At 27.9% G+C, this 22130-nt stretch carries 25 protein-coding genes; 19 read left to right on the top strand and 6 right to left on the bottom strand.

The genetic code is table 11. From position 1 onward, the window contains the following. Nucleotides 1-63: 63 nt before the first annotated feature. The 12 genes from amrS (at nt 64) to XO12_RS05695 (ending at nt 9342) form a co-directional block, all read left to right on the top strand. A complete protein-coding gene (gene amrS, locus XO12_RS05640; RefSeq protein ID WP_047266812.1) occupies nt 64-1071 on the top strand; it encodes an AmmeMemoRadiSam system radical SAM enzyme in 1008 nt (335 codons plus the stop codon). Beyond that, nucleotides 1041-2081 (top strand): FAD:protein FMN transferase, encoded by a 1041-nt coding sequence (locus tag XO12_RS05645; protein ID WP_175419838.1) that lies wholly within the window; start codon nt 1041-1043, stop codon nt 2079-2081. The genes amrS and XO12_RS05645 overlap by 31 nt, the downstream gene beginning before the upstream one ends. 16 nt (nt 2082-2097) lie before the next feature. Then, nucleotides 2098-2460, top strand: coding sequence for a NusG domain II-containing protein (locus XO12_RS05650; protein ID WP_047266811.1), 363 nt, complete (start codon nt 2098-2100; stop codon nt 2458-2460). After that, nucleotides 2454-2951, top strand: a complete 498-nt coding sequence (locus tag XO12_RS05655; protein WP_047266810.1) for a Gx transporter family protein — start codon at nt 2454-2456, stop codon at nt 2949-2951. Before XO12_RS05650 ends, XO12_RS05655 begins: the two co-directional genes overlap by 7 nt. Beyond that, nucleotides 2948-3502 (top strand): nucleoside triphosphate pyrophosphatase, encoded by a 555-nt coding sequence (locus XO12_RS05660; protein WP_047266809.1) that lies wholly within the window; start codon nt 2948-2950, stop codon nt 3500-3502. Before XO12_RS05655 ends, XO12_RS05660 begins: the two co-directional genes overlap by 4 nt. Before the next feature lie 197 nt (nt 3503-3699). After that, nucleotides 3700-4401, top strand: coding sequence for a DNA repair protein RadC (radC, locus tag XO12_RS05665; RefSeq protein ID WP_231580412.1), 702 nt, complete (start codon nt 3700-3702; stop codon nt 4399-4401). Further along, the gene (locus XO12_RS05670) at nt 4394-5611 is read left to right on the top strand and encodes a hypothetical protein (RefSeq protein ID WP_047266807.1); all 1218 of its coding nucleotides are present in this window, start codon (nt 4394-4396) and stop codon (nt 5609-5611) included. The genes radC and XO12_RS05670 overlap by 8 nt, the downstream gene beginning before the upstream one ends. Next, complete coding sequence (locus XO12_RS05675; RefSeq protein WP_047266806.1) at nt 5608-6150, top strand: HD domain-containing protein; 543 nt, start codon at nt 5608-5610, stop codon at nt 6148-6150. Before XO12_RS05670 ends, XO12_RS05675 begins: the two co-directional genes overlap by 4 nt. A gap of 85 nt (nt 6151-6235) precedes the next feature. Next, nucleotides 6236-6451, top strand: a complete 216-nt coding sequence (locus tag XO12_RS05680; RefSeq protein ID WP_047266805.1) for a hypothetical protein — start codon at nt 6236-6238, stop codon at nt 6449-6451. A 44-nt stretch (nt 6452-6495) separates the two neighbouring features. Continuing rightward, entirely contained in the window at nt 6496-7320 is an 825-nt protein-coding gene (locus tag XO12_RS05685; protein ID WP_175419839.1) for a PHP domain-containing protein, read from the top strand. Between the two features lie 10 nt (nt 7321-7330). After that, nucleotides 7331-8272 (top strand): cation diffusion facilitator family transporter, encoded by a 942-nt coding sequence (locus XO12_RS05690; RefSeq protein WP_175419840.1) that lies wholly within the window; start codon nt 7331-7333, stop codon nt 8270-8272. Beyond that, entirely contained in the window at nt 8269-9342 is a 1074-nt protein-coding gene (locus XO12_RS05695; RefSeq protein WP_047266803.1) for an alanine/ornithine racemase family PLP-dependent enzyme, read from the top strand. The genes XO12_RS05690 and XO12_RS05695 overlap by 4 nt, the downstream gene beginning before the upstream one ends. A gap of 30 nt (nt 9343-9372) precedes the next feature. On the opposite strand, the gene XO12_RS05700 is transcribed toward XO12_RS05695, so the two are convergent. The 6 genes from XO12_RS05700 to XO12_RS05725 form a co-directional block, all read right to left on the bottom strand. Next, nucleotides 9373-9570: a cold-shock protein gene (locus XO12_RS05700; RefSeq protein WP_047266802.1), complete on the bottom strand. Its 198-nt coding sequence runs from the start codon at nt 9568-9570 to the stop codon at nt 9373-9375. Between the two features lie 144 nt (nt 9571-9714). After that, the gene (locus XO12_RS05705; protein ID WP_047266801.1) at nt 9715-9912 is read right to left on the bottom strand and encodes a cold shock domain-containing protein; all 198 of its coding nucleotides are present in this window, start codon (nt 9910-9912) and stop codon (nt 9715-9717) included. 188 nt (nt 9913-10100) lie between these two features. Then, nucleotides 10101-11651 carry a 5'-nucleotidase C-terminal domain-containing protein gene (locus tag XO12_RS05710; RefSeq protein WP_047266800.1) on the bottom strand — a complete coding sequence of 517 codons (1551 nt, stop codon included), beginning with the start codon at nt 11649-11651 and terminating at the stop codon, nt 10101-10103. A gap of 28 nt (nt 11652-11679) precedes the next feature. Next, a complete protein-coding gene (locus XO12_RS05715; RefSeq protein ID WP_047266799.1) occupies nt 11680-12567 on the bottom strand; it encodes a DUF89 domain-containing protein in 888 nt (295 codons plus the stop codon). A gap of 95 nt (nt 12568-12662) precedes the next feature. Further along, nucleotides 12663-14036, bottom strand: coding sequence for an RtcB family protein (locus XO12_RS05720; protein WP_175419841.1), 1374 nt, complete (start codon nt 14034-14036; stop codon nt 12663-12665). Between the two features lie 203 nt (nt 14037-14239). Then, entirely contained in the window at nt 14240-14812 is a 573-nt protein-coding gene (locus tag XO12_RS05725) for a GPR1/FUN34/YaaH family transporter (RefSeq protein WP_047266797.1), read from the bottom strand. 537 nt (nt 14813-15349) lie between these two features. Between XO12_RS05725 and deoC the strand changes: the two genes are divergently transcribed. The 7 genes from deoC to XO12_RS05760 all read left to right on the top strand — a co-directional run bounded on the left by deoC (nt 15350) and on the right by XO12_RS05760 (nt 22130). After that, complete coding sequence (deoC, locus tag XO12_RS05730) at nt 15350-16099, top strand: deoxyribose-phosphate aldolase (RefSeq protein ID WP_175419842.1); 750 nt, start codon at nt 15350-15352, stop codon at nt 16097-16099. A gap of 384 nt (nt 16100-16483) precedes the next feature. After that, nucleotides 16484-17605, top strand: coding sequence for a type II secretion system F family protein (locus XO12_RS05735; protein WP_047266795.1), 1122 nt, complete (start codon nt 16484-16486; stop codon nt 17603-17605). Next, the gene (locus XO12_RS05740; RefSeq protein ID WP_047266794.1) at nt 17602-17994 is read left to right on the top strand and encodes a hypothetical protein; all 393 of its coding nucleotides are present in this window, start codon (nt 17602-17604) and stop codon (nt 17992-17994) included. The genes XO12_RS05735 and XO12_RS05740 overlap by 4 nt, the downstream gene beginning before the upstream one ends. Continuing rightward, on the top strand, nt 17988-18488 hold the full coding sequence (locus XO12_RS05745; protein WP_047266793.1) for a hypothetical protein: 501 nt from the start codon (nt 17988-17990) through the stop codon (nt 18486-18488). The genes XO12_RS05740 and XO12_RS05745 overlap by 7 nt, the downstream gene beginning before the upstream one ends. Next, on the top strand, nt 18482-18892 hold the full coding sequence (locus XO12_RS05750; protein ID WP_047266792.1) for a hypothetical protein: 411 nt from the start codon (nt 18482-18484) through the stop codon (nt 18890-18892). Before XO12_RS05745 ends, XO12_RS05750 begins: the two co-directional genes overlap by 7 nt. Continuing rightward, complete coding sequence (locus XO12_RS05755; protein ID WP_175419843.1) at nt 18889-19467, top strand: hypothetical protein; 579 nt, start codon at nt 18889-18891, stop codon at nt 19465-19467. The genes XO12_RS05750 and XO12_RS05755 overlap by 4 nt, the downstream gene beginning before the upstream one ends. Next, on the top strand, nt 19464-22130 hold the full coding sequence (locus XO12_RS05760; RefSeq protein WP_175419844.1) for a hypothetical protein: 2667 nt from the start codon (nt 19464-19466) through the stop codon (nt 22128-22130). Before XO12_RS05755 ends, XO12_RS05760 begins: the two co-directional genes overlap by 4 nt.

Below are 22130 nucleotides of genomic sequence, written 5' to 3' on the forward strand. Positions count from 1 at the left end.
GCAGCAAGCCCACCGCAGAGCGAAAGCGAGCCCACCGCAGGTGTGTAATGTTCAGGTGAAAGCATGAAAAAAAATCCTATTAAAAAAGCTCAGTTTTATGAAAAATATAAAAATAATATGGTAAAATGTTCGTTATGTCCTCATAATTGTATAATAAAAGAAAATTCTACAGGCATTTGTGGAGTGAGAAAAAATATTGGTGGAGTCTTATATACATTAAATTATGGAGAGATAACAGCATTAAATATTGATCCAATAGAAAAAAAACCATTATTTCATTATTATCCAGGAAAAAAAATATTTTCCATAGGTACATGGGGTTGTAACTTTAAATGTGCATTCTGTCAAAATTTTGAAATTTCACAAATACATCCATATAGTATATATAAAATATCACCCGAAGAATTGGTAGATATAGTTGTGAAAAAAAATATGGATATGGTTGCATTTACATATTCAGAGCCCATTGTATGGTATGAGTATGTATATGATACAGCTAAAAAATTAAAAGAAAATAATATCAAAACAATTCTCATAACAAATGGATATATAAACAGAGAACCTTTATTAAAATTATTGCATTATATAGATGCAGTAAATATAGATTTGAAAGGTTTTAATGATGAGTTTTATAAAAAAGTAATTGGTGGAGAAAAAGAACCGGTAATGGAAAATATAAAAATACTAATAAAAAACAAAATACATACAGAAGTGACAACATTAGTTGTAACTGAAGGTAATGATAATAAAATAGAATTGGAAGATTTATTTAAATGGTTAGGTGAAACATCAAAAGATATACCACTACATTTAAGCAGATATTATTCTGTATACAAATATAATAAACCTCCTACTGATATTATTTTTTTAAAGGAATTATATCAGATAGCAAAAAAATACCTAAATTATGTTTATTTAGGTAATGTTTGGGATAAAAGCTACGAATCCACATATTGTCCCAAATGTGGAAGTTTAATAATAAAAAGAGAAGGATATAATATAAAAATACAGAATATAGATGACAAAGGAAGGTGCAAACATTGCTTAAAAGAAATACCGATATTTTTTTAAAAAACAAAAGCATGTTATACTTTTCAATATTGATTATAGCTATAGTATTAACCATATTTTTTATATTTCATAAACCTTTGCCAGAATACTACGAAAAAAAGGATTTTGCATTAGGGACATGGGTTAATGTTGTAGTTGCAAGCAGTAAAATAGATTCCGAAAGATTAGCAGATATAGCATTTGACGAGATGAAGCGAATAGAAAGGAAATTCAGCAAAAATATTGAAGGTAGTGTAATTTTCAAATTAAATAAAGAAAGAAGTATTGTTGCAGATAAAGAGACATTGTTTTTAATTAAAGCTGCGATAAATTATGCGGATTTAACAGGAAGTGCCTTTGATCCAACAGTTGGTGCAATAATAAAATTATGGGGATTTGATGATATAAATAAAGAAAAAAGGGTTCCTACACAGGATGAAATAAATAATGTTCTTGATGGAGTGAGCTATAAATTTATTAAAATAGAGGGAAACAAAATAACTTTATTAAATGGAAAAACTCAAATCGATTTAGGTGGTATTGCTAAAGGATATGCAGTTGATATGGCAATTAGAAAAATCAAAGATCTTGATAAAAATGCAACAGGGTTTATAGATGCCGGTGGAGATATAGGGATAATAGGTCCTAAATTTGGAAGATTTGCGTGGTCTATAGGAATAAGGGATCCAGATAAAGGACCTTATGATATAAAAGAGAAGGTATATTTAAAAGAAGGAGCAATAGTAACTTCTGGAAATTATGAAAGATTTTTTATAAAAGATGGAGTAAGGTATCATCATTTAATAGACCCGAAGACTGGGTATCCTGTTAACTATTATAAAAGTGTTACTATAATCTCTGATAATGCAATGAAAGCCGATGCAATGGCAACAGCTATATTTATACTTGGTGACAAACTAATAGGACTAAATTCAATGACCAGGTATGGAATACAAATTTACGGCATTACATCTGATGATAAAATCATTAAAACAACAGGATTTGAATATTATCTAAAAGAAGAAAAATAAAATTGGAGAGAAAAAAATGAAAAAAGATATAATATTTGTTTTAATTATATTAATAATAGTTTCTGGAATTATGATCTTGCAAAATATGTTAAAAAATGATTTGAAAGGTGCAGAAGTTTATTTAGAAGGAAAAGAATTATTTAAAATAACAAAACCAGGAACATATGCTGTTTATGATGACAAAGGAGATTATAAATTGAAAGTAGTTTATAACGGTGAGAAAGTAAGGGTTATAGAATCTGATTGTCCATTAAAACTATGTGAATATACTGGTTGGGTGGATAATGCATCACAGGAAATTATATGTCTTCCTAACAAAGTTGTTGTAAAACCAATTGGAAAAGAAAAAAATACAGGAGTTGATATAATTTCATGGTAAAAAACAACCTTCCGAGATTAGCAATATTAACCGCATTATCTTCAGCCGTTTATTATATAGAAACTCTTGTTCCTTTTCCGATACCTTTACCAGGAGCACGATGGGGATTTTCGAATTTTGCAATATTATATTCTTTGAATTATGATGGAATATTGATAAATGGTCTTTATATAGCTATTTTTAAAAATATTTTGGGAGCATTACTCTCAGGTAAATTCTTAAGTCCAACATTTTTTATGGGAATATCCGGAAGTTTGGTTGCAACATTAATTATGTATATTGCAATAAAAACGAAAATATTTGGTATAATAGGAATCAGTGAATCAGGAGCGATATTCAATAATTTAACCCAGGTTACAATAGGCTGGTTATTCATTGTAAAATCAATAGGAATATTCTGGTATCTTCCTCAAATGATATTATTTGGAACATTTTCAGCAATGGCAAATGCTTTTGTTGTAAAATCTGCATTCAGGAGTGTAAACAAATGAAAATAGTATTGGGTTCATCATCACCAAGAAGAAAAGAAATATTGTCAAAATTGGGATTATCATTTGAAATAAGAATATCGAATATAGAAGAATACAGTGACAGAGATAATCCAATTGAATATGTTAAAGAATTAAGCCTTAAAAAATCGAAAGATATAAAAATATATGAAAATGAAATATTGATAACCGCAGATACAATTGTGGCTTTTGAAGATAAAATATTGGGAAAACCTGAAAATAAAAAGGATGCATATGATATTTTAAAAATGCTTTCAGGACAAAAACATGAAGTAATAACAGGAATAACCTTTCGAACATTATCGGAAATATATACAACATATGATATAACAGAGGTTTTTTTTCATAAAATACCTGAAGAAATGATAAAATATTATATAGATAATTATTTACCATTGGATAAAGCAGGAAGTTATGGAATTCAGGATTTTGGTGGAGTCTTTGTAGAAAAAATAAATGGAGATTATTATAATGTTATGGGGTTACCATTAAATAAAATATTTTGGTATTTATATGAAAAACATTTATATTAGGCGGTCTAAAAAGTCTCAAATGAAACGAAGGCTCGAAGATTGCCCTTAAAATTATGAATGTAAGCCGTCAAAAAAACAGGATGTTTTTTTGAGTGAAGCTTTTTCATGGATGAAAAATCTGAACGACGGCTGAGAATGAATAATTTTAAGGATAAGCAATCGAGCTGCCTGAGTGAATTTGACTTTTTTGACATCGTATGAAAAACATTTATATAAAAAAGGAGTTTTTAATGAATACTGAATTACCAAGAGAAAAGTTATTAAAGTATGGTCCAAAAAATTTGACTATTGATGAATTATTAGCTATAATAATAAGAAAGGGAACAAAAGAGAAAAATGTATTTGAAATTTCAAAAGAGATTTCAAATGAGTATTCTCTAAAAGACCTGTTTTTTATGAATATAGAAGATTTATGCAATATAAATGGTGTTGGTGAGGTTACGGCAATAACATTAAAAGCAGTTTTTGAACTTGGAATAAGATTTCATAAAAAAGCATTAGAAAAAGAAAATTTAAAATTAGATTCTCCGGATAAAGTATATGAATTATTATATGATGAAATGATTTTTTACGATAAAGAAGTAGTAAAATGCATATCATTAAACAGCAAGCTAAACCCTATCTCAATAGACACAATTAGTATTGGCACGGCAAATAGCTCTATTTTACATCCAAGGGATGTTTTCAAAACTGCAATAAAAAACAACGCGGTTTCTATTTTGATTGTTCATAATCATCCGTCTGGAGATAGTGAGCCAAGCATTATGGATTATGAAATAACGAATAAACTTGAAAAAAGCGGAGAGTTGCTTGGAATAAAATTATCAGATCATGTCATAATTGGAAAATCAGAATATTACAGTTTTAAAATGGGAAGAAAGGTGATTAGAAATGGATAATATCCCTGATAACTTAAAGGCTTTAATGCAATTAAAAAAGAAATTTGAAAAGGATTTAAAGAAAAAAGGAATTAATATTGAGAAGAAAAAACAGAAAACTGTAGAAAGGGCAAAAATAGAAATAAAATACATATCTGTACCTATTGATGATGTTCAAACAATAGTTGATCTAAATCTTTACGATTTCAAAAACAACAATTTAGAACTGGCACGACATATAGAAAAATTACTTGCAAATAAACCAAAAAGCTCTTATGTAAATCAGGTTGCAGTGGTGCATTTATTAAGGGAAGAATTTGATGAGGTTAAAGAACTAATTGATAATCCATCATTTCCCGAGGATTATTTTAATCTTGGCATGGCTAAATTCTTTCTTAAAGAAAAGGATGCATATGATTTTGCGGAAATGGCAGTAAAGAGATTTCCAAACAATAAATACACAAATTTATTGCTTGCAATGAATGCTGTGTATAATGGTCATTATGTTAAAGCATATAAGGCGATTGAAGAAGCAGCAAGAAGTTCAAACGATCCGTTGCTTTATTTCGTAATCCATTTATACAATAAAGATTATGTAAAAGCAAAAGAATACTTAAGTAAAGTATTTTTGCAAGGTAAAGTAAAATACGTTGCTTCTATATACCAAGGATATCTTCACTATTTATCCCAGGAAGGCGATAAACTTTATCAAATGAGAAAAAATTTTGAAAATAATATTCCATGTGCCAATTGTTTGTTAAGGTATTCAAAAATGAAAGCAATAAATGTACCTCCAGATTATTGTAAATACTGGAAAGTGTTGGAAGCTTTTGAATATGAAACATCCGGAAGATTCGAGACAGAAATGAAATTACCAGAACAATCCATAATTAGTTTCTTAGGTTTTTATAATTATAATAATGAAGAAATGGCAAATAAAAGTTTTGAAGAAATTTCAGAAATGTTTGGTGAGGTTAGAATAGTATTTTTCCCAAATGATTCTCATGTAAAAGGATTAAAAACATTTACAATGGAACCGATAAAAAATGGAAAAGTAGCAAAATTATTTGGACCGGGTGTTTTCCAGAAACTAAAAAATATAATTCAAAGATTAGAGTCAAAAGAAGGAGTACGATATGATTTTGCAATAGATTTACCATTTTATGAAGGCATAAAAATGTTATTTGGATGGAGAACCTGTCAGTTATATTATGGAGGGGATGAGGAATGACAAGAGATGATGCTATAAAATTATTAAAAGAACATGTAAAAAATGATAATTTAATTAAGCATTGTATAGCAGTTGGTGCTATAATGAAAGGCCTCGCAACTGAATTGGGTGAAAACAGTGAGAGATGGGAAATAATAGGTATATTACATGATTTAGATTATGAATATACAAAAGACAATCCAGAAAAGCATGCTAAAAAAACAGTAGAACTTTTAGAAAATGAATTAAGTGAAGAAGAAAAAAATGCAATACTGGCACATAACGAACACGCAGAACTTAATTCAAAATTAGATTATTCATTATATTCAGCAGATCCAATATCAGGTCTTGTAACAGCAGCAGTATTGGTAAGGCCTGAAAAAAAGATAGAAGGATTAAAAGTAAAATCATTAAAAAAGAAATTCAAAGATAAATCATTTGCAGCTGGTGCAAATAGAGAAAACATAAGAAAAATAGAAGAAATAGGAATAGAATTAAATAGATTTTTTGAAATATCTATAGAATCGATGAAGCAAATTGCTGATGAACTTGGATTATAATATGACTTTTTAAATATTCTATATATTAAAAAAATTGTGTATATAGTCGATATATAATATGACACAACCTTAAGAAGGTGATAATATGATTAATCCTGTAAGTGGTGTTTCATATCAATATACACCTCAGGTAATTTCGAGTCAACCGAGAGCAGCGATATCATCATCAGTACAGCAAACATCAAAAGATTTCGAAAAACTTCTAAATGCAATAGTCTACAAACAGGATGGGTTAACCAGAAAATTAGTCAGAATTGTTGGGGAAATGTATAGTGGACAAAAACTTGATATTCTCGCTTAATGCGGGCAGTTTGCCCGCATTAAATTATTATAGGGAGGTTATTTATGTTACTGGATTTACACTCGCACTCCACTTTTTCAGATGGGACATATACACCAGAAGAATTAATTTTAAAAGCTAAAGAAAAAAAATTAGAACTGTATTCTATAACAGATCATGATAATATTAATGCCCAGAAGGAAGCTATATTTTATGCAGAAAAACATAAAGTTAATTATATAACAGGACTTGAAATTAGCTGTAAATTTAAAAATATGTTTGATATATTGGGATATAGAATAGATTTAGATAATAACGCATTAAACAAAACATTGGAAAAGGTTCAGACATTCAGGAAAAACAGAAATAAATTGATGATTGAACGTTTAAACAGTCTTGGTTTTAATATCACATTAGAAGAAGTGGCAGAAGAAGCGAAAGGAGACGTTATTGGAAGACCACATTTTGCCAGAGTATTACTTAAAAAAGGATATGTAAAAGATAGAGATGAAGCATTTGATAAATACCTGGGAGATGGAAAAATAGGGCATATACCAAAAGAAAAAATAGATCCTAAAGAAGCTGTAAAATTGATAAAGGATGCTGGAGGTTTTCCTGTAATTGCTCATCCAAAATCTTTAAAATTATCTTATACTGAATTAAAAAAAGTTATTTTAGAATTAAAAAAGCATGGATTATGGGGAATAGAAGTATATTATTTAAATCATACAGTTTCGGAAATAAAAATGTTCAGGGAAATAGCAGTTGAAACAGGATTATACATAACTGCTGGAAGTGACTTTCATGGTTCAAATAAACCAGATATCGATTTAGGAATAAAAGTTGAAGATGAATTGCTGGAAAAATCCATTAATATACTGCTAACATAGGAGTGAAAATATGGATTATATAAAAAGAGAAAAATTATCTACAAAATCATCGTTAATTTCGATAATTACAAATACACTGCTGGCAATATTAAAAATATTAATAGGATTTTTTACAAATAGTATGGCAATTCTGGCAGATGGATTTGATACAGCAACGGATATTTTAACCTCATTTATGACATTGATTGCCGGTAAGATTTCAAATCGTCCTCCAGACATTGAACATCCATATGGTCACGAAAGAGCAGAAACTATTGCAACAAAAGTTGTTTCGCTTGTTATCATATATGCAGGGTTTGAAGTTTTTATAAATTCTCTAAAAAGACTAATAAACAAAGAAATCATTATAGAAAATATAATTTATGTTGTTATAGTGGCATTTATCTCTGTAATTACAAAATATATATTATACAAATATAGATTATCAATTGGAAAAAAAATAAATAGTAATGCTATTATTGCTGATGCGTTAAATATGAGAAATGATATATTGACCTCGTCATCTGTTTTAATTGGAATAGGAATATTATATTTTACAAAAGTATGGTGGTTGGATCCGTTAATTGCAATAGGCGTTTCATTTATGATATTCAAAACAGGTTTTGAACAATTTATGGAATCATCCAATGAATTTATGGAAAGTTCACAAGAATTAAAAAAAATCTATAATGATGTTATAATTGAAGCAGAAAAATTAAAGTGTGCCAGAAAACCACATAAAGTACGTGCGAGAAAGTTTGGGCATAAAATTTTTGTAGATATGCATTTGGAACTTCCACCAGATATGACAGTAAAAAAAGCCAATGAAATATGTGCAAAACTTGAAAAAAACATAAAGAATAGAAATAATGATATTAGAGATATAGTAATACATATAGAACCATATGGAAATGCAGAAAAAGAATGTTTTGGTCTTTCGGCAGAAAATATAAAAGATTTAAAGGGGGAATGATCTTGTATCCTGTACTTCATATCTATCCTGACAGAATAGAACATAATGCAAAAAATTTAAAGAAACTTTGTGATAGTAGAAAAATTAAAATTACAGGAGTTACAAAAGTAGTTTCTGGAAATATTGAAGTAGCTCAAGCAATGCTGAAAGCAGGAATAACCTCAATAGGTGATTCAAGAATTCAAAACATAATACATATGAAAAAAAATGGGATTAATGCTGAATTTATAATGCTGAGAATTCCTATGAAATCTGAATTGGAATTAGTTGTTGAAAATGTAGATATTACACTTGTATCTGAATTAAAAACGGTAGAGTGGCTAAATGAAATTGCAAAAGAGAAAAACAAAATTCAGGATATAGTATATATGGTTGATGTAGGGGATTTGAGAGAAGGAGTATGGTATGAAAATGCGGTGAGTGAAATAGTTTCAGCTCAAAAATTTAGTAACATATGCTTAAAAGGAATTGGTACAAACCTTGGATGTTTTGGAGGAGTATTACCGAGTATTCAAAATATGAATATATTATTGGAAGTTAAAAATGAAATAGAAGAAATATTAAATAGAAAACTGGAAATAATTTCTGGTGGAAATAGTGCAGCATTACCATTAATAGAAAGTGGAAAATTACCAGAAGGAATTAATCATTTTAGATTGGGAGAATCTATAATTTGTGGAACTGATGTGACAAATAATAGAAACGTACCCGGAAACAGGCAGGATACAGTTATATTAGAAGCACAAATAATTGAACTAAAAGAGAAACCATCGGTACCGGTGGGAGAAATAGGGTTTGATGCATTTGGAAGAAAACCTGTTTTTGAAGATAAAGGAAAAAGATTAAAAGCCATACTGGCTATAGGAGAACAAGACATATCGCCAGATGGATTAATACCTCTTGATGAAAAAATTGAGGTGCTTCATTCAAGCAGCGATCATACCATTGTAGATTTAACTGAATCGGATAATCAATATAAACTTGGAGATACAATAAAATTTAAAATGAGTTATGGAAGTTTATTAAAAGCAATTACAAGCAAATATGTAGAAAAGAAAATTGAAAAATAAAAAAGCCCCATTTCGGGGCTTATTGGTTTATTAGATAGCTTTAACGTTTTTAGCCTGTAATCCTTTTTCGTTTTCTTCAATTTCGTATTCTACTTCTTGACCTTCTTCTAAAGTCTTAAATCCGTCCATAGCAATTGCTGTGAAATGAACGAATACGTCCTGTCCATCTTCACCAGAAATAAAACCATAACCTTTTTTTGCATCAAACCATTTAACTTTACCTTTCATACTTTCCTCCATGTTCCTACCGAGTTACCCATTGCAACTACGGATGTGATTCTTTTCCCTTAAGGGACATATTAATTATATACCTTTTTTTTATAAATGTCAACTATAAATTAAAAGCCCCATTTCGGGGCTTGATTGGTTTTATTAGAGAGTAGTTACATTAACTGCCTGTAACCCTTTATCGTTTTCTTGAATATCATATTCTACATCCTGACCTTCTTCTAAAGTCTTAAATCCGTCCATAGCTAAAGCTGTAAAATGAACAAATACGTCATTTCCATCTTCACCAGAAATAAAACCATAACCTTTTTTTGCGTCAAACCATTTAACTTTTCCTCTCATGTTTTCCTCCATGTTTCTCCGTGTTACCCTTTGTAACTACGTGTGATTTCTCTTATAGTATATACCTTTATTATTACAAACAAACACTTTAATTATTACAGTCTGACAACAAAAGATTTTTAACAAAATATTTATAATAAACCGCAAAAAAATAACCCCCTTCTGTTTTACAGAAGGGGTTATTTTTATTATTTCTCAACAACAACTCTCTTTGTATTATCGTAATTTTCTATAGTTCCTAAACTCTGGATATATTCTTTAACAACATCGGCTAATACAAATCCTGTATCGTATCCTTTTAGACCTTTTAACATTTTATAACCGTCTCCACCACCAGCAATATAGTTATTTGCAGCAACTCTATATTTTGCATTTAAATCAATAGGTTTGCCATTTACCATTACATCAACAGGTTTTTTATCTTTAATCTTATAAGTTACACCTGCAACGTGTAACCATGCACCTTTACCTGCAGGAATAGTTGCGGCGTATTCTAATACTTTCATTAAATCAGCACCAGTCATTTCAAAAACATATGTTGTATTCCCAAAAGGTAAAACTGTTAATATATCTCTATATGTAATTTTTCCTGGTTGAATTGAAGCCCTAATTCCACCACCATTTTGCAAAGCAACATCAGCACCTGTTTTCCAGATTAATGCGTCTGTAATCAAGTGACCAAGATTTGTATCTCCACTTCTTACATGTGCTCTTTCACCATCTAATAATATTTTTGTTTCTCCAATAACTTTATTCAATTCTTCTGCACCTAAAGAATAATAATAATCAGCAATCATTTTTATAAATGGATCTTCTGGAATAGGTTCTGTTACATATTCATATTTGGATTTTCCGTTTTCATCTTTTCCAAGATATTTTTTCATGTTTATAGGAATTGGAGCCCATTCATAATCTACGATTTTACCATTTTCAACCCATAAATCCAATCTTCCTAAATATTTGCCCCATTCTCCAGCCTGGACAACTATAGTTTTATTTATGTATGCAGCCTTATCCATCAATGTATGAGAATGACCATCAACGATAACATCTATGCCTTTCACGTCTTTAGCTAATTGATCAGAAGTAGTATATTCAACACCTAATGGTTGGTATTCACCATCATAACCTAAATGACCGAGAACAACGATAATATCTGCTTTTTTCTTCAGTTCAGGTAGGTATTTTTTAACTGTCTCTTCAACATTTAAGAATTTACCACCATTTAAATGAATAGGTTCTAAAATCTGTGTTTGTTCAGTTGTAACACCAAGGATAGCAACCTTAACTCCACCAACATTTTTTATAATGTATGGTTTGAATAACTGTCTTCCATCTTTTGTAACAAAATTAGCTGATAAAAATGGGAAACCAGCATATCTCTGTTGCATAAACGTTGTTTCAAGTGGATTATCGAATTCATGATTACCCAAAGCCATAGCATCAACACCCATATAATGGAAAGCTACAAAATCTGGAACAGCGTCAAGTTGATCTGATTCAGGAACACCGGTATTAGCATCTCCAGCGTGTAAAAGCAATACATTTGGATTTACTTCTCTTTCTCTGTTGACCAACGTTGCAATTCTTGCAAATCCCCCAATATCAGGATTGTGATACTCACTATAAGGCCATACATGACCATGTGTGTCATTCATGTGAAAAATAACAATATGTGTTGGAGCAGCAAAAGCAGCTACTGTCAAAAGAGTTAATAAAACTACCAAAAACTTCTTCATCATCTTACCCCCTTTAAATAAATATATACTATTTTACAAACAATCTTTTCCTTGAAAAGATTAAATCTCCGATGTTAACCCCTAAATCTCTTGAAACAACCGGACATTTAGCCATCAAAACGAAGTAAATATTTTCATTTTCTTCGCTTAATCCTTCAAAATTCCCCTGACCTTTAGAAATTATTATATCTGCTTGCTTATAAGCAATCATAAATTCCTGATTTACATCGCTTAAAAGCGTTCCTGGTATCTTACTTCCAGAAGAAATTATTTCTGAAGAAACCTCATCTAAGCCAATTTCTTTCGCATCTTCAAGTGTAACATCATTTATTATGGGTGCTCCTCTAACAACAGAAACTACGTGTAAATCAGGAAATTCTTCTTTAATTAGCTTAATGAATAATTTGTCCAAAACAATTTCTCCGGCATTATCATGTATATAAAGTAAGATTTTTGAATTTTCTAATGATTCATAAAAACTCTCAAAATCATCTAAAGCAAATTTTTTTATTTTCAAAATATTTTCCAATTCCCATTCCAACTCACCAAAAGAATTTTTAACACCATAATCTATAACATTACCAAGGGCTGATAATTTTGCTGCGTTTTTAAGTGGATTATCTGAATCTTTCAAAAAAAGATACATTTCATCAAAAACATCCAGAAATGTTTCATTTGATTGTTTTTTTTCTTCTTTAAAATAGTCTGTAGTACCTGTATATTCGCTTAATTTATCGTATATTATTCTTGCCATTTCAATAGGTTTTTTTCCATAATCCGAATATTTTAACATATCAAGCGATATATTTTTCATAATTTCAAATTTTTCTCTTTCGGTATAATTCTTAAAATCTTTATTAATTATACTTTTCATTTGATCTATAATACATACAATACATTCATATTTAGCATACATATATATTACCCCCGTGTTTTATTTCTATAATTAAATTATAGAAATAAAACTTTACAGTTTTAAATATTTAACTTGAATATACCTTTTAGATTTTATTAACCCTTTACAACAGCAACAGGAATTAATTTCACAACTTTTCTTGATATTTTTGTATTTTCTATAATAGTTATAACCTCTTCAATGTTCTTATAAGCTTCGGGGGCTTCTTCGACAATAGTGCTTTTTGACCTGGATATTAAATGTATATTTTTCTTTTTTAATTCATTAAAAACAGTTGATGAATTTAACATTTTCTTTGCCTGTCTTCTGCCAAGGATTCGACCAGCACCATGAGCAGATGAACCAAACGCTATATCCATTTCAGTTCCAGATAGGATAAAAGAAGCTGATCCCATATTTCCAGGGATAATTACAGGTTGATTATTAAAAGCTCGAGTGGCACCTTTTCTATGAACAATTAAATTATATTCTTTACCATGAATATTATGTTTTTCTAATTTTGCGATATTGTGAGTAATATCATATAATAAACTCACGTCAACTCCAAACAAATGTTTGAAAATTTTTCTAATTTTATGTCCGATGACCTGTCTATTTGCAAAAGCAAAATTAGCTGCACCATTCATTGCATAAAAATAATCCTGACCATATTGGCTGCTAAAAGGAGCATTAATCAATTGTTTATCGGGAATCTCTTTATTCCAATCTTTTAAATTATCTCTGAAAATTTTTATATAATCAGTAGCTATTTGATGACCCAAACCTCTTGAACCGGAATGAACGGAATATACAATTTGATTTTCAAACAATCCCCACTTTTTAGCAAAATTCGAATCAAAAATTTTTTCAACCTTCTGAATCTCAATAAAATGGTTTCCTGAGCCAAGAGTTCCTAACTCGTTGGAAACTCTTTTTATAGCAGTTGAACTTATTGCATTAAAATCCGTGTATATAATTTTACCGCTATCTTCAATATTATTCAAATCTTCTGGTATTCCATAATCATTATTAATAGCCCAATAAGCCCCATTTTCTATAATATTCTTCATTTCTTTTACAGAAAATTTAAATAAAGTTCTCGATCCTATTCCAACAGGTATTTCATTATAAATATATTTGATTAATAAATCGAGAGAGTCCTTAACATCATTATAAGTTAAAGGTGTAGTCATTACTCTCACACCACAATTAATATCAAACCCAACTCCTCCAGGAGAAATAATACCGCTATCTTTATCAAAAGCAGCAACACCACCAATGGGAAACCCATATCCCCAATGAATATCAGGCATTGCATATGCTGCATCTATAATTCCGGGTAAAGTTGCAACATTGAGCAATTGCTGTATAGCTTCACGAAAATCATGATTATAAATAGTTTTTGAATCTGTAAAAATTATAGCATCAACATTCATATTACCAAATTTTTTAATTCTCCAGACATAAGGACTTTCTTTAATTATTTTCATAAAAGTCACCTCAAATAAATTATAACATATTTAAAGCAAAATAGGTATCATTATAAAAAAAGTGGCTTACGCCATATCAGTCTGTCGACAAAAATTTTTATACTTAAAAATAACTTTGCCTACAAACTGAGTAGCGCTTGCCACACTATATGATGTCTAAAAAGTCAAACAAGCGAAAACTCAAATATCAAAATTTCTGTTTTTTATAATGGCAAAACTGTTTTACCCAATTTTTCATTCAACACTTCACCCATAGCAGTATAAATCGCAGATGCTCCACAAAAAATACCTTCCCATCCAGCTATAACTTTAATTAAAGCATTTCCTGTAAAATCTCCAATTGCAAGCAAGAAAAAAAGTACCGTTAAACTACCAAAAACAACTTGAAGAGACTTGTTTCCGTTTAATGTTCCAAAAAACATAAATAAAGTAAATATACCCCACATCAAAAGATAAAAAGCTACAGCTGTTGAAGAGGCTGCATTACCCAATCCCATTTTTGGTAATGTCCATATACCAACCAAAGACATCCAGAATAAACCATAAGATGTAAACGCCGTTGCTCCAAAGGTATTATTTTTCTTCATTTCAAAAATTCCCGCAATAACCTGTGCAATTCCACCATAAAATATTCCCATAGCCATAATCATAACATTTAATTCAAAAATACCGGCATTATGCAGATTCAGCAAAACAGTTGTCATTCCAAACCCCATCAATCCAAGAGGTGCGGGATTCGCTAATTTCTCAGAAACACTAACGTTTTTTATTTCCATATCTTCTCCTCCTATAAAAAATTTTAAAATCTAAAAACCCTCGCTATTTTAATAAATAAATATTAATTTTAAGTGAAACATATCTTACAAAAAAAACCGGGATATCTATGTAAGGTTCTATACTTTTTCCAATTCTTCTCTTTTTACCAGTATTTTTAATACTAAATTTGCGTTTGAGCGGCTTTACTTTTTGGACATCGTAATTAGTTTAGTATTAGGCCGTCTAAAAAGTCTCAAATGAAACGAAGACTCGAAGATTGCCCTTAAAATTATGAATGAAAGCCGTCAAAATTACATGGATGTAATTTTGAGCGAAACAATACACGATGTATTGTTTGAGCGACGGCTGAGAATGAATAATTTTAAGGATAAGCAATCGAGCTGTCTGAGTGAATTTGACTTTTTAGACATCATAATATCATATTAAAAAAGTTATATCATTAAATTTTTTGACACTTAATATAAATATGATATAATATGTTCGTTATAAAAATATATCTCAAATAACATTATCAAAATAAAAAGAGGTGATTTTATATGGAATTAAGAGATTTAATTCAATCGGAAATAGAAAGATACAACAAAGATTTTAAAATTATGGAAAAAGATATAGTTTTAAAACCACAAGATGTTGCTCGATATATAGACCATACCATTTTAAAAGCAACGACAACACCAGAAGATATCAAAAGAATATGTAAAGAAGCTAAAGAATATGAATTCTTTTCTGTTTGTGTAAATCCAGTTTATGTTCCACTTGCAAAAGAGGAATTAAAAGGTTCTGATGTAAAAGTTGCTACAGTTATAGGATTTCCTTTGGGCGCAAATGCCATTGATGTAAAAGCTTATGAAACAGATATAGCTTTAAATGATGGTGCAGATGAATTTGATATGGTTATAAACGTTGGAATGTTAAAAAGTAAAGAATACAAATATGTTTATGATGAAATAAAAGCAGTTGTTGAAGCTGCTCAGGGAAAAACCGTAAAGGTTATTATAGAAACATGTTATCTAACAACTGAAGAAAAAATTGCAGCATGTGTTATATCAAAAGAGGCTGGCGCTCATTTTGTTAAAACATCTACAGGTTTTGGTACAGGTGGAGCTACAGTTGAAGATGTAGCTTTAATGAAATTTGTTGTTGGAAATAAATTAAAAGTTAAAGCTTCTGGTGGAGTTAGAAGTTTCGAAGATGCTGAAAAGATGATAAAAGCTGGTGCAGAAAGAATTGGAGCCAGTTCAGGAGTTAAAATCGTAAGTGGTGAAAAATCAGAATCTGATTATTAAAAAAACCGGATTTATCCGGTTTTTTTTTAATATTTTTTAATTTGTTAAGTTGTCTAAAAAGTCAAATTCACTCAGACAGCGATTATCCTTAAAATTATTCATTCTCAGCCGTCGCTCAAACAATACATCGTGTATTGTTTCGCACATTACATCCATGTAATTTTGACGGCTTTCATTCACGCTTAGATTTTTTGGGATAAAAAATCTAAGGGGAAAAGATTTATAATTATATAATAAAAATCTTTTATCCTATACCCGCTGTAGGCGTGTAAGGGCAATCTTCGAGTCTTCGTTTCATTTGAAATTTTTTAGACATCATATTAATTTGTAAGAACTCAAAATTTATGATAAAATATAAATAAATTGTTTAAAAAAGGTGATAAAATGAAACTTTTTTATTTCCAAGGTAAAAATTTTAGCATATCTATAAATGGTTATATAGTGGGTAAAAATGATATAGATGCGCTAAAAAATATAGATAAATCCATAGAAATAGAAAAGTTTGAATACGTAAAAAAAATAAATTTCAGAAAACTAAATACAAAAGAACATTTTAAACTGATAAAAATGCTGAAGGCGTTTATATCATCTGGACTGCAATTTTTTGATGCAATATTGTTTATAAGAGAAAATCAGGAAGTTTCACAAAAAATAAAAATAGCCCTGGACTTATTGATAAACAACATAAAAATTGGCATGCCATACAAAAATGCTATGGATTCTAATACCTATTTTGATTATGAATTTAGAAAATCATTGTCAAAAGCATCTGATAATAATGAAATGTTAAAAATATTGAAAAGACTTGAAAATGTATATGAAAATAGAATAAAAAACACACAGGAGATAAAAAATTTATTATCTTATCCTATTCTGCTCTTTTCAGGAGTAATTAGTTTGTTATTATTTTTACAATTTATGATTATTCCAATATTTAAAAGTACATTCAATACCAGTTTTAATTTTAACATATCATGGTTTCTGGTAGGGTTTATATCAAGCATAACAGCAACATTAATATTATTATTAAAAAACAAAAGAAAATTCGATAGTATATTGTATAAAATTCCAATAATAAAAAAAATATACAGGAAATATGCTTTACTGGAATTTGTTGAAACGACATTAATATTTATTGAAAGTGGGCATACAACTTATGAGGCATTTGAAAAGAGTTCAGAAATTTTGTCATCAAAGAAAATAAAAGAAGATATAATACACATCTTAAATAAACTTGAAGAAGGAAACAATATCATAGATATTCTCCAGAAAACCGATTTAAATGAATTGCTTTTTAGCATTTCACTATCAAGGGATTTAAACGATTTAAAACAGCCTTTTAAAATATTAGAAACAGAATTAAATTTTGAAATAAATCAAATAATACAACGAATAAAAAAGCTTTTAGAACCAGTGTTGATAATGGTTATATCTTTAATAATATTAGAGGTGGCATATGGGTTTTATGGTGGAATATTCAATACAATAAATAATTTAGGGTTATGAAAAAGGGATTTATATTATATGAAATGTTAATATTAATATTAATCGAAAGCATTATGTTCATCAGTTTTGCCATAGTTATAAAAAACTCTTTTTTTGATGATATAAAAAAGAGAATAGATTTTATTGAAATGATGAATTACTTTGTGCAGATAAAATATCATTCAATAAAATTTGAAGATCAAAGCACAAAAATAGTAATATCAAATAAAAGTTATTTTGATGGAATAATATATAAGGAAATACCGTATAAAACACAGGATTATACAAAAATTTTCAACTTTTACAATCTCATATTCAAAAGTCCAGGAAATACATTAAGAATAAAAGACGCAAATTTAGTAATCCTTCCTATAACCTCGTCATTTAGATGGAGTGGTATAGAATGGTGACAAAAATATATTATAACAAAAAATTTATTCATAAATACAAAAATAATAAATTTAAAAACATAAAAATAAATATAGTTGATTATTATGGAATAATAAAAGAATTCACCGGGAAAAAAGAATTGGATAAATATATAATAAAAAATTCCAGAGATAATAACATCTCAACTCAAAAAGTGAAATACATAAAATTAAAAGAAAACATATATTATCTTTATATAACCAAATTCACGAATAAATACAGATATTCGCTGTTATTTGACTATACAATTCCATTAAATTATTTATTATGGAGTACATTAAAAAATAACACAGATGAATTTATAACCTTTAGTGGAAATCAAAATAATATAGTATTTCAAAAATCATCATCGAGTTACATATATGGAATATATATAGACGAACCAATTGGAAAAAAAATAAATCTGGAAACCTTTTTTGAAAAAGAATCCATAACAAATACAATAAAAGGATTAGAAAGGGAATTAAAATGGTAGTATTCAAATCAAATGTCAGATATATACTGAATATAATTTCATATATACTGCTGATAGTTTCCATAATAATATTAACAATCTCATATTTTAAATTCCAGAATAGAATATATTTAAAAAAAATTGAACAAATAAAAATAAATCAAAATATAATAGCCGACTATAAAACAAAAATTGACACGGCAAAAAGAGCAAATGAGAAAATATATAATTTTTTGGATTTTTTAGAACAGATAAAAGCACCGGTATATATACAATCCATAGAATACACCCCTTCAACACTAAGTGCAACAATACTAATAGAAATAATAGATGGACTAAAAATAGTCTCGCCATATCAGATAAAAGAAATAGGAACCCTTGATTTATTATACAAACAATATAAAATACTGGAGCTAAAAAAATGATATACAGATATGCAATATCAATAATATTGATAATTCTCTCAATAATATTCTTAACTCAAAAACCCGAAAATAAAAAAGAGAATATAATTTCATATTTTTCAGTTTCAGATATAAAAGAAGAATATGTAAATCCAGAAATAAAATCAGAAGAAATAAATGAAATATTATCAAAATTAAAAGCGGAAAAAGGTGTGATTATAGAAAAGATTAAAATAGATTCTAATTATAACTTTGATTCAAATACATATTATTCAATATACATAAAAAGGAATATACCCACAAATACTAAAATAATAAAAGATTATGAGTTAAAAAAATACAAAATATTTGATTTTTTAAAAATAGATCTGGAAAAATTATGGCAAAATGCATCAGATGCACCAAATCCAGATTTTTTTGAGTTTTCTGGTGTAATAATAAAAGAAAATCAAAAAAAAGCATATATATATTTTAATGGGGTTTTAAAAGAAATAAATGAAAATATGCAGCTGGGAAATTACAGTGTATTGAAAATATTCAACAATGGTGTATTATTATTTGATAGAAATAAAAAACAATTTGAGGTGCTCAGATGAAAAAAATAACCTTAATAATATTTATACTATATTCCTTGATAATTTTATCATATCAAATAAAAATAGATTATATAAACAACAAAAATATTATAGAAGTTACAGGAGTTTCAACAGATACAAGAATTTTTCAAAACAATACAAAAACAGATTATAAAATACAATTTAAAAATGTCAAATTTGAAGAAAAAGAGTATATATTACCAAAAGGTCCGATAAAACTAATAAAACAATATGATAATATAATAGAAATTATAATGCTATTTCCAACGCAACTAAACATTGACAAAACAAACATTGATAAAACAAATATTGACAAAACAAATATTGAAACATCAAATAAAATAAAAATAACAGCAGAAGGGAAAAAGCGATTAAATGATGAAATATTTCAGTTTAAAAAAATAAAAGCAAAAGATTTACTTGAAATACTACTAAAAGAACTTGGGTTTAATCAATATTATTTAACCGAAATTCCTGATAAAGATATATCTTTAAATATTAAAAACTTTTATCCTGAAGATTTATTCAGATTAATTATAGATTCTACAGGCATATATTATAATTATATAGGTAAAAATAATATATACATATCGAAAAATCCATTATATAAAATCAACTATCCAATTATAAATTCAAAATACGAAAATAATGAAGATTTATATGAAGTAATGCAGACTGATATAAATATATCCAGTCTTATGGAACTTATAGATATACAATATACCAGAATATATGAAGGGTTATATATTCTAAAAGGCGATAAAAATAAAATAGAGATGATAAAAAAAATAATAGCAAAAATACCAGTAAAAAAAACCATGCCAGAAGAAACAAAAAAGCTAATTGTAGAAAAAGAGAAAATATATAAAGTATTTGAATATAAAATACCTCAAAAAAACATAATAAAATTATTCAATATAGAATATACTGAGATATCTGATAATATAATATTATTAAAAGGTTTTAAAGAAGATATAAAACTTTTTGAAGAATATTACTTTCAGGCATATACACTTTATGAAAAACAAAAAACATTAAAAGAAAAAGTATTACAGCAAAAAAATGAAAAGCAAAAAATAGGAAAGTCAAATAAAACAGATATTAAACCAATGGATTTACAACAAATGGAATCGCAGGCCACAATTACAGTAATGAAAACAAAACTGCCAATAGAAAAATTATCTAATATTTTAAATTTAGAAATAAACAAGTTAACAGACGAAATATATATTATAAAAGGAAAAAATAATAATATAGATATACTGAGTAATATAATATCAAAAATCCCTCAACCGCAGGTAAATAAAATTAATAAAAAAAATAACATAAAAAACATAGAAACGGATGAAAAAATTGAAATAATAGAATCAAATTTAGATTTATATCCGTTTAATAAAATTTTTAAAAATGTTATAATCCAAAAGATAGAAAAAAATTATATAATAAAAGGAACACCACAGGCAATAAATACAATAAAAGAATTTAATGAAAAATACAATATTGCTCTAACAAATGATGCCACCAAAAATAACATTACCAATAAAATAATAACTGACAGTGCAACGGTGACCAATGACTATTACATTGCAATAAAAAATGATGAAATTGAATATTTTGAAAAAATATCAAAAAGTATAAATATAACCTATAAAATAATATATGAAAACGAAACAGGAAAGATTATAAAAATCACAGCAAATGAAAAGCAAAATGAAAAGTTTAAAAAAATATGGGCATTAAAAGAAAAAATAAAAGAAGAAAAAACAATAAAAAAAACAGAAACCATCGATAAAAACAATATTAATAGTAACAATAAAAACAAAATTGAAGAATATGAAACGCTATATAAATTGGTTGAAAATTATGCTCTGAAAAACAATATATCGTTAATCAATAATGAAAAGTTAAAAGATATAAAAATATACAATAATAAAGTTCAAAACATAGAAGACTTATTATTAAAAAATGGATATTATATTGAAAAAGGAAAAGATATTATAATAGTAAAAGAAAAAATTCCAGAAATAATTTCCATAGAAATCGCAATAGTGGACTCATCTGTATTAGAAGAAACGATAAAAAATATAGAATCAAAAATATCATCAAAAAGTATAATAGATTCAATAAATCAGGGAATAATAAATCCTCAATTATATAAAGAAATACTGGATACCGCAATAAAAACTAAAAATATTGATTCAAAAACAAATACCAAACTGGTATCAAAGCCAAGAATAATATTAAAATCTGGGACAAAAGCGATTTTTAAATCAGTATACAGAATTCCTGTAATACAGGAAAATTCCATAAAATATATAGAGAGTGGATTAAATCTGGAAATCTCGGGCAAATATATAGAAAACAAAGACCTCATAGATTTAGATATAAGTCTAAAAGTAGGTGAGCCAGAAAAATCATCGGTGTCGAATTATAATGCGGAAAATTCGAGAGAAATAAATACAAAAATGATATTGAAAAACAATTATGTTAGTATAATAGGCGGTTTAAAAATAATGAAAGAAGAAAAATTGAATTCCGGTATTCCGCTATTAAAAGATTTGCCCATAATAGGTTTTTTATTCAAAACAAATGAACAAAGAAATAGAGAATATGATTTGAATCTGTTTATATGGCCCAAAACAGTAAATTACGGGGGCGATTAA

It is taken from the genome of Marinitoga sp. 1154, from assembly GCF_013363285.1.
Lineage (GTDB): Bacteria > Thermotogota > Thermotogae > Petrotogales > Petrotogaceae > Marinitoga.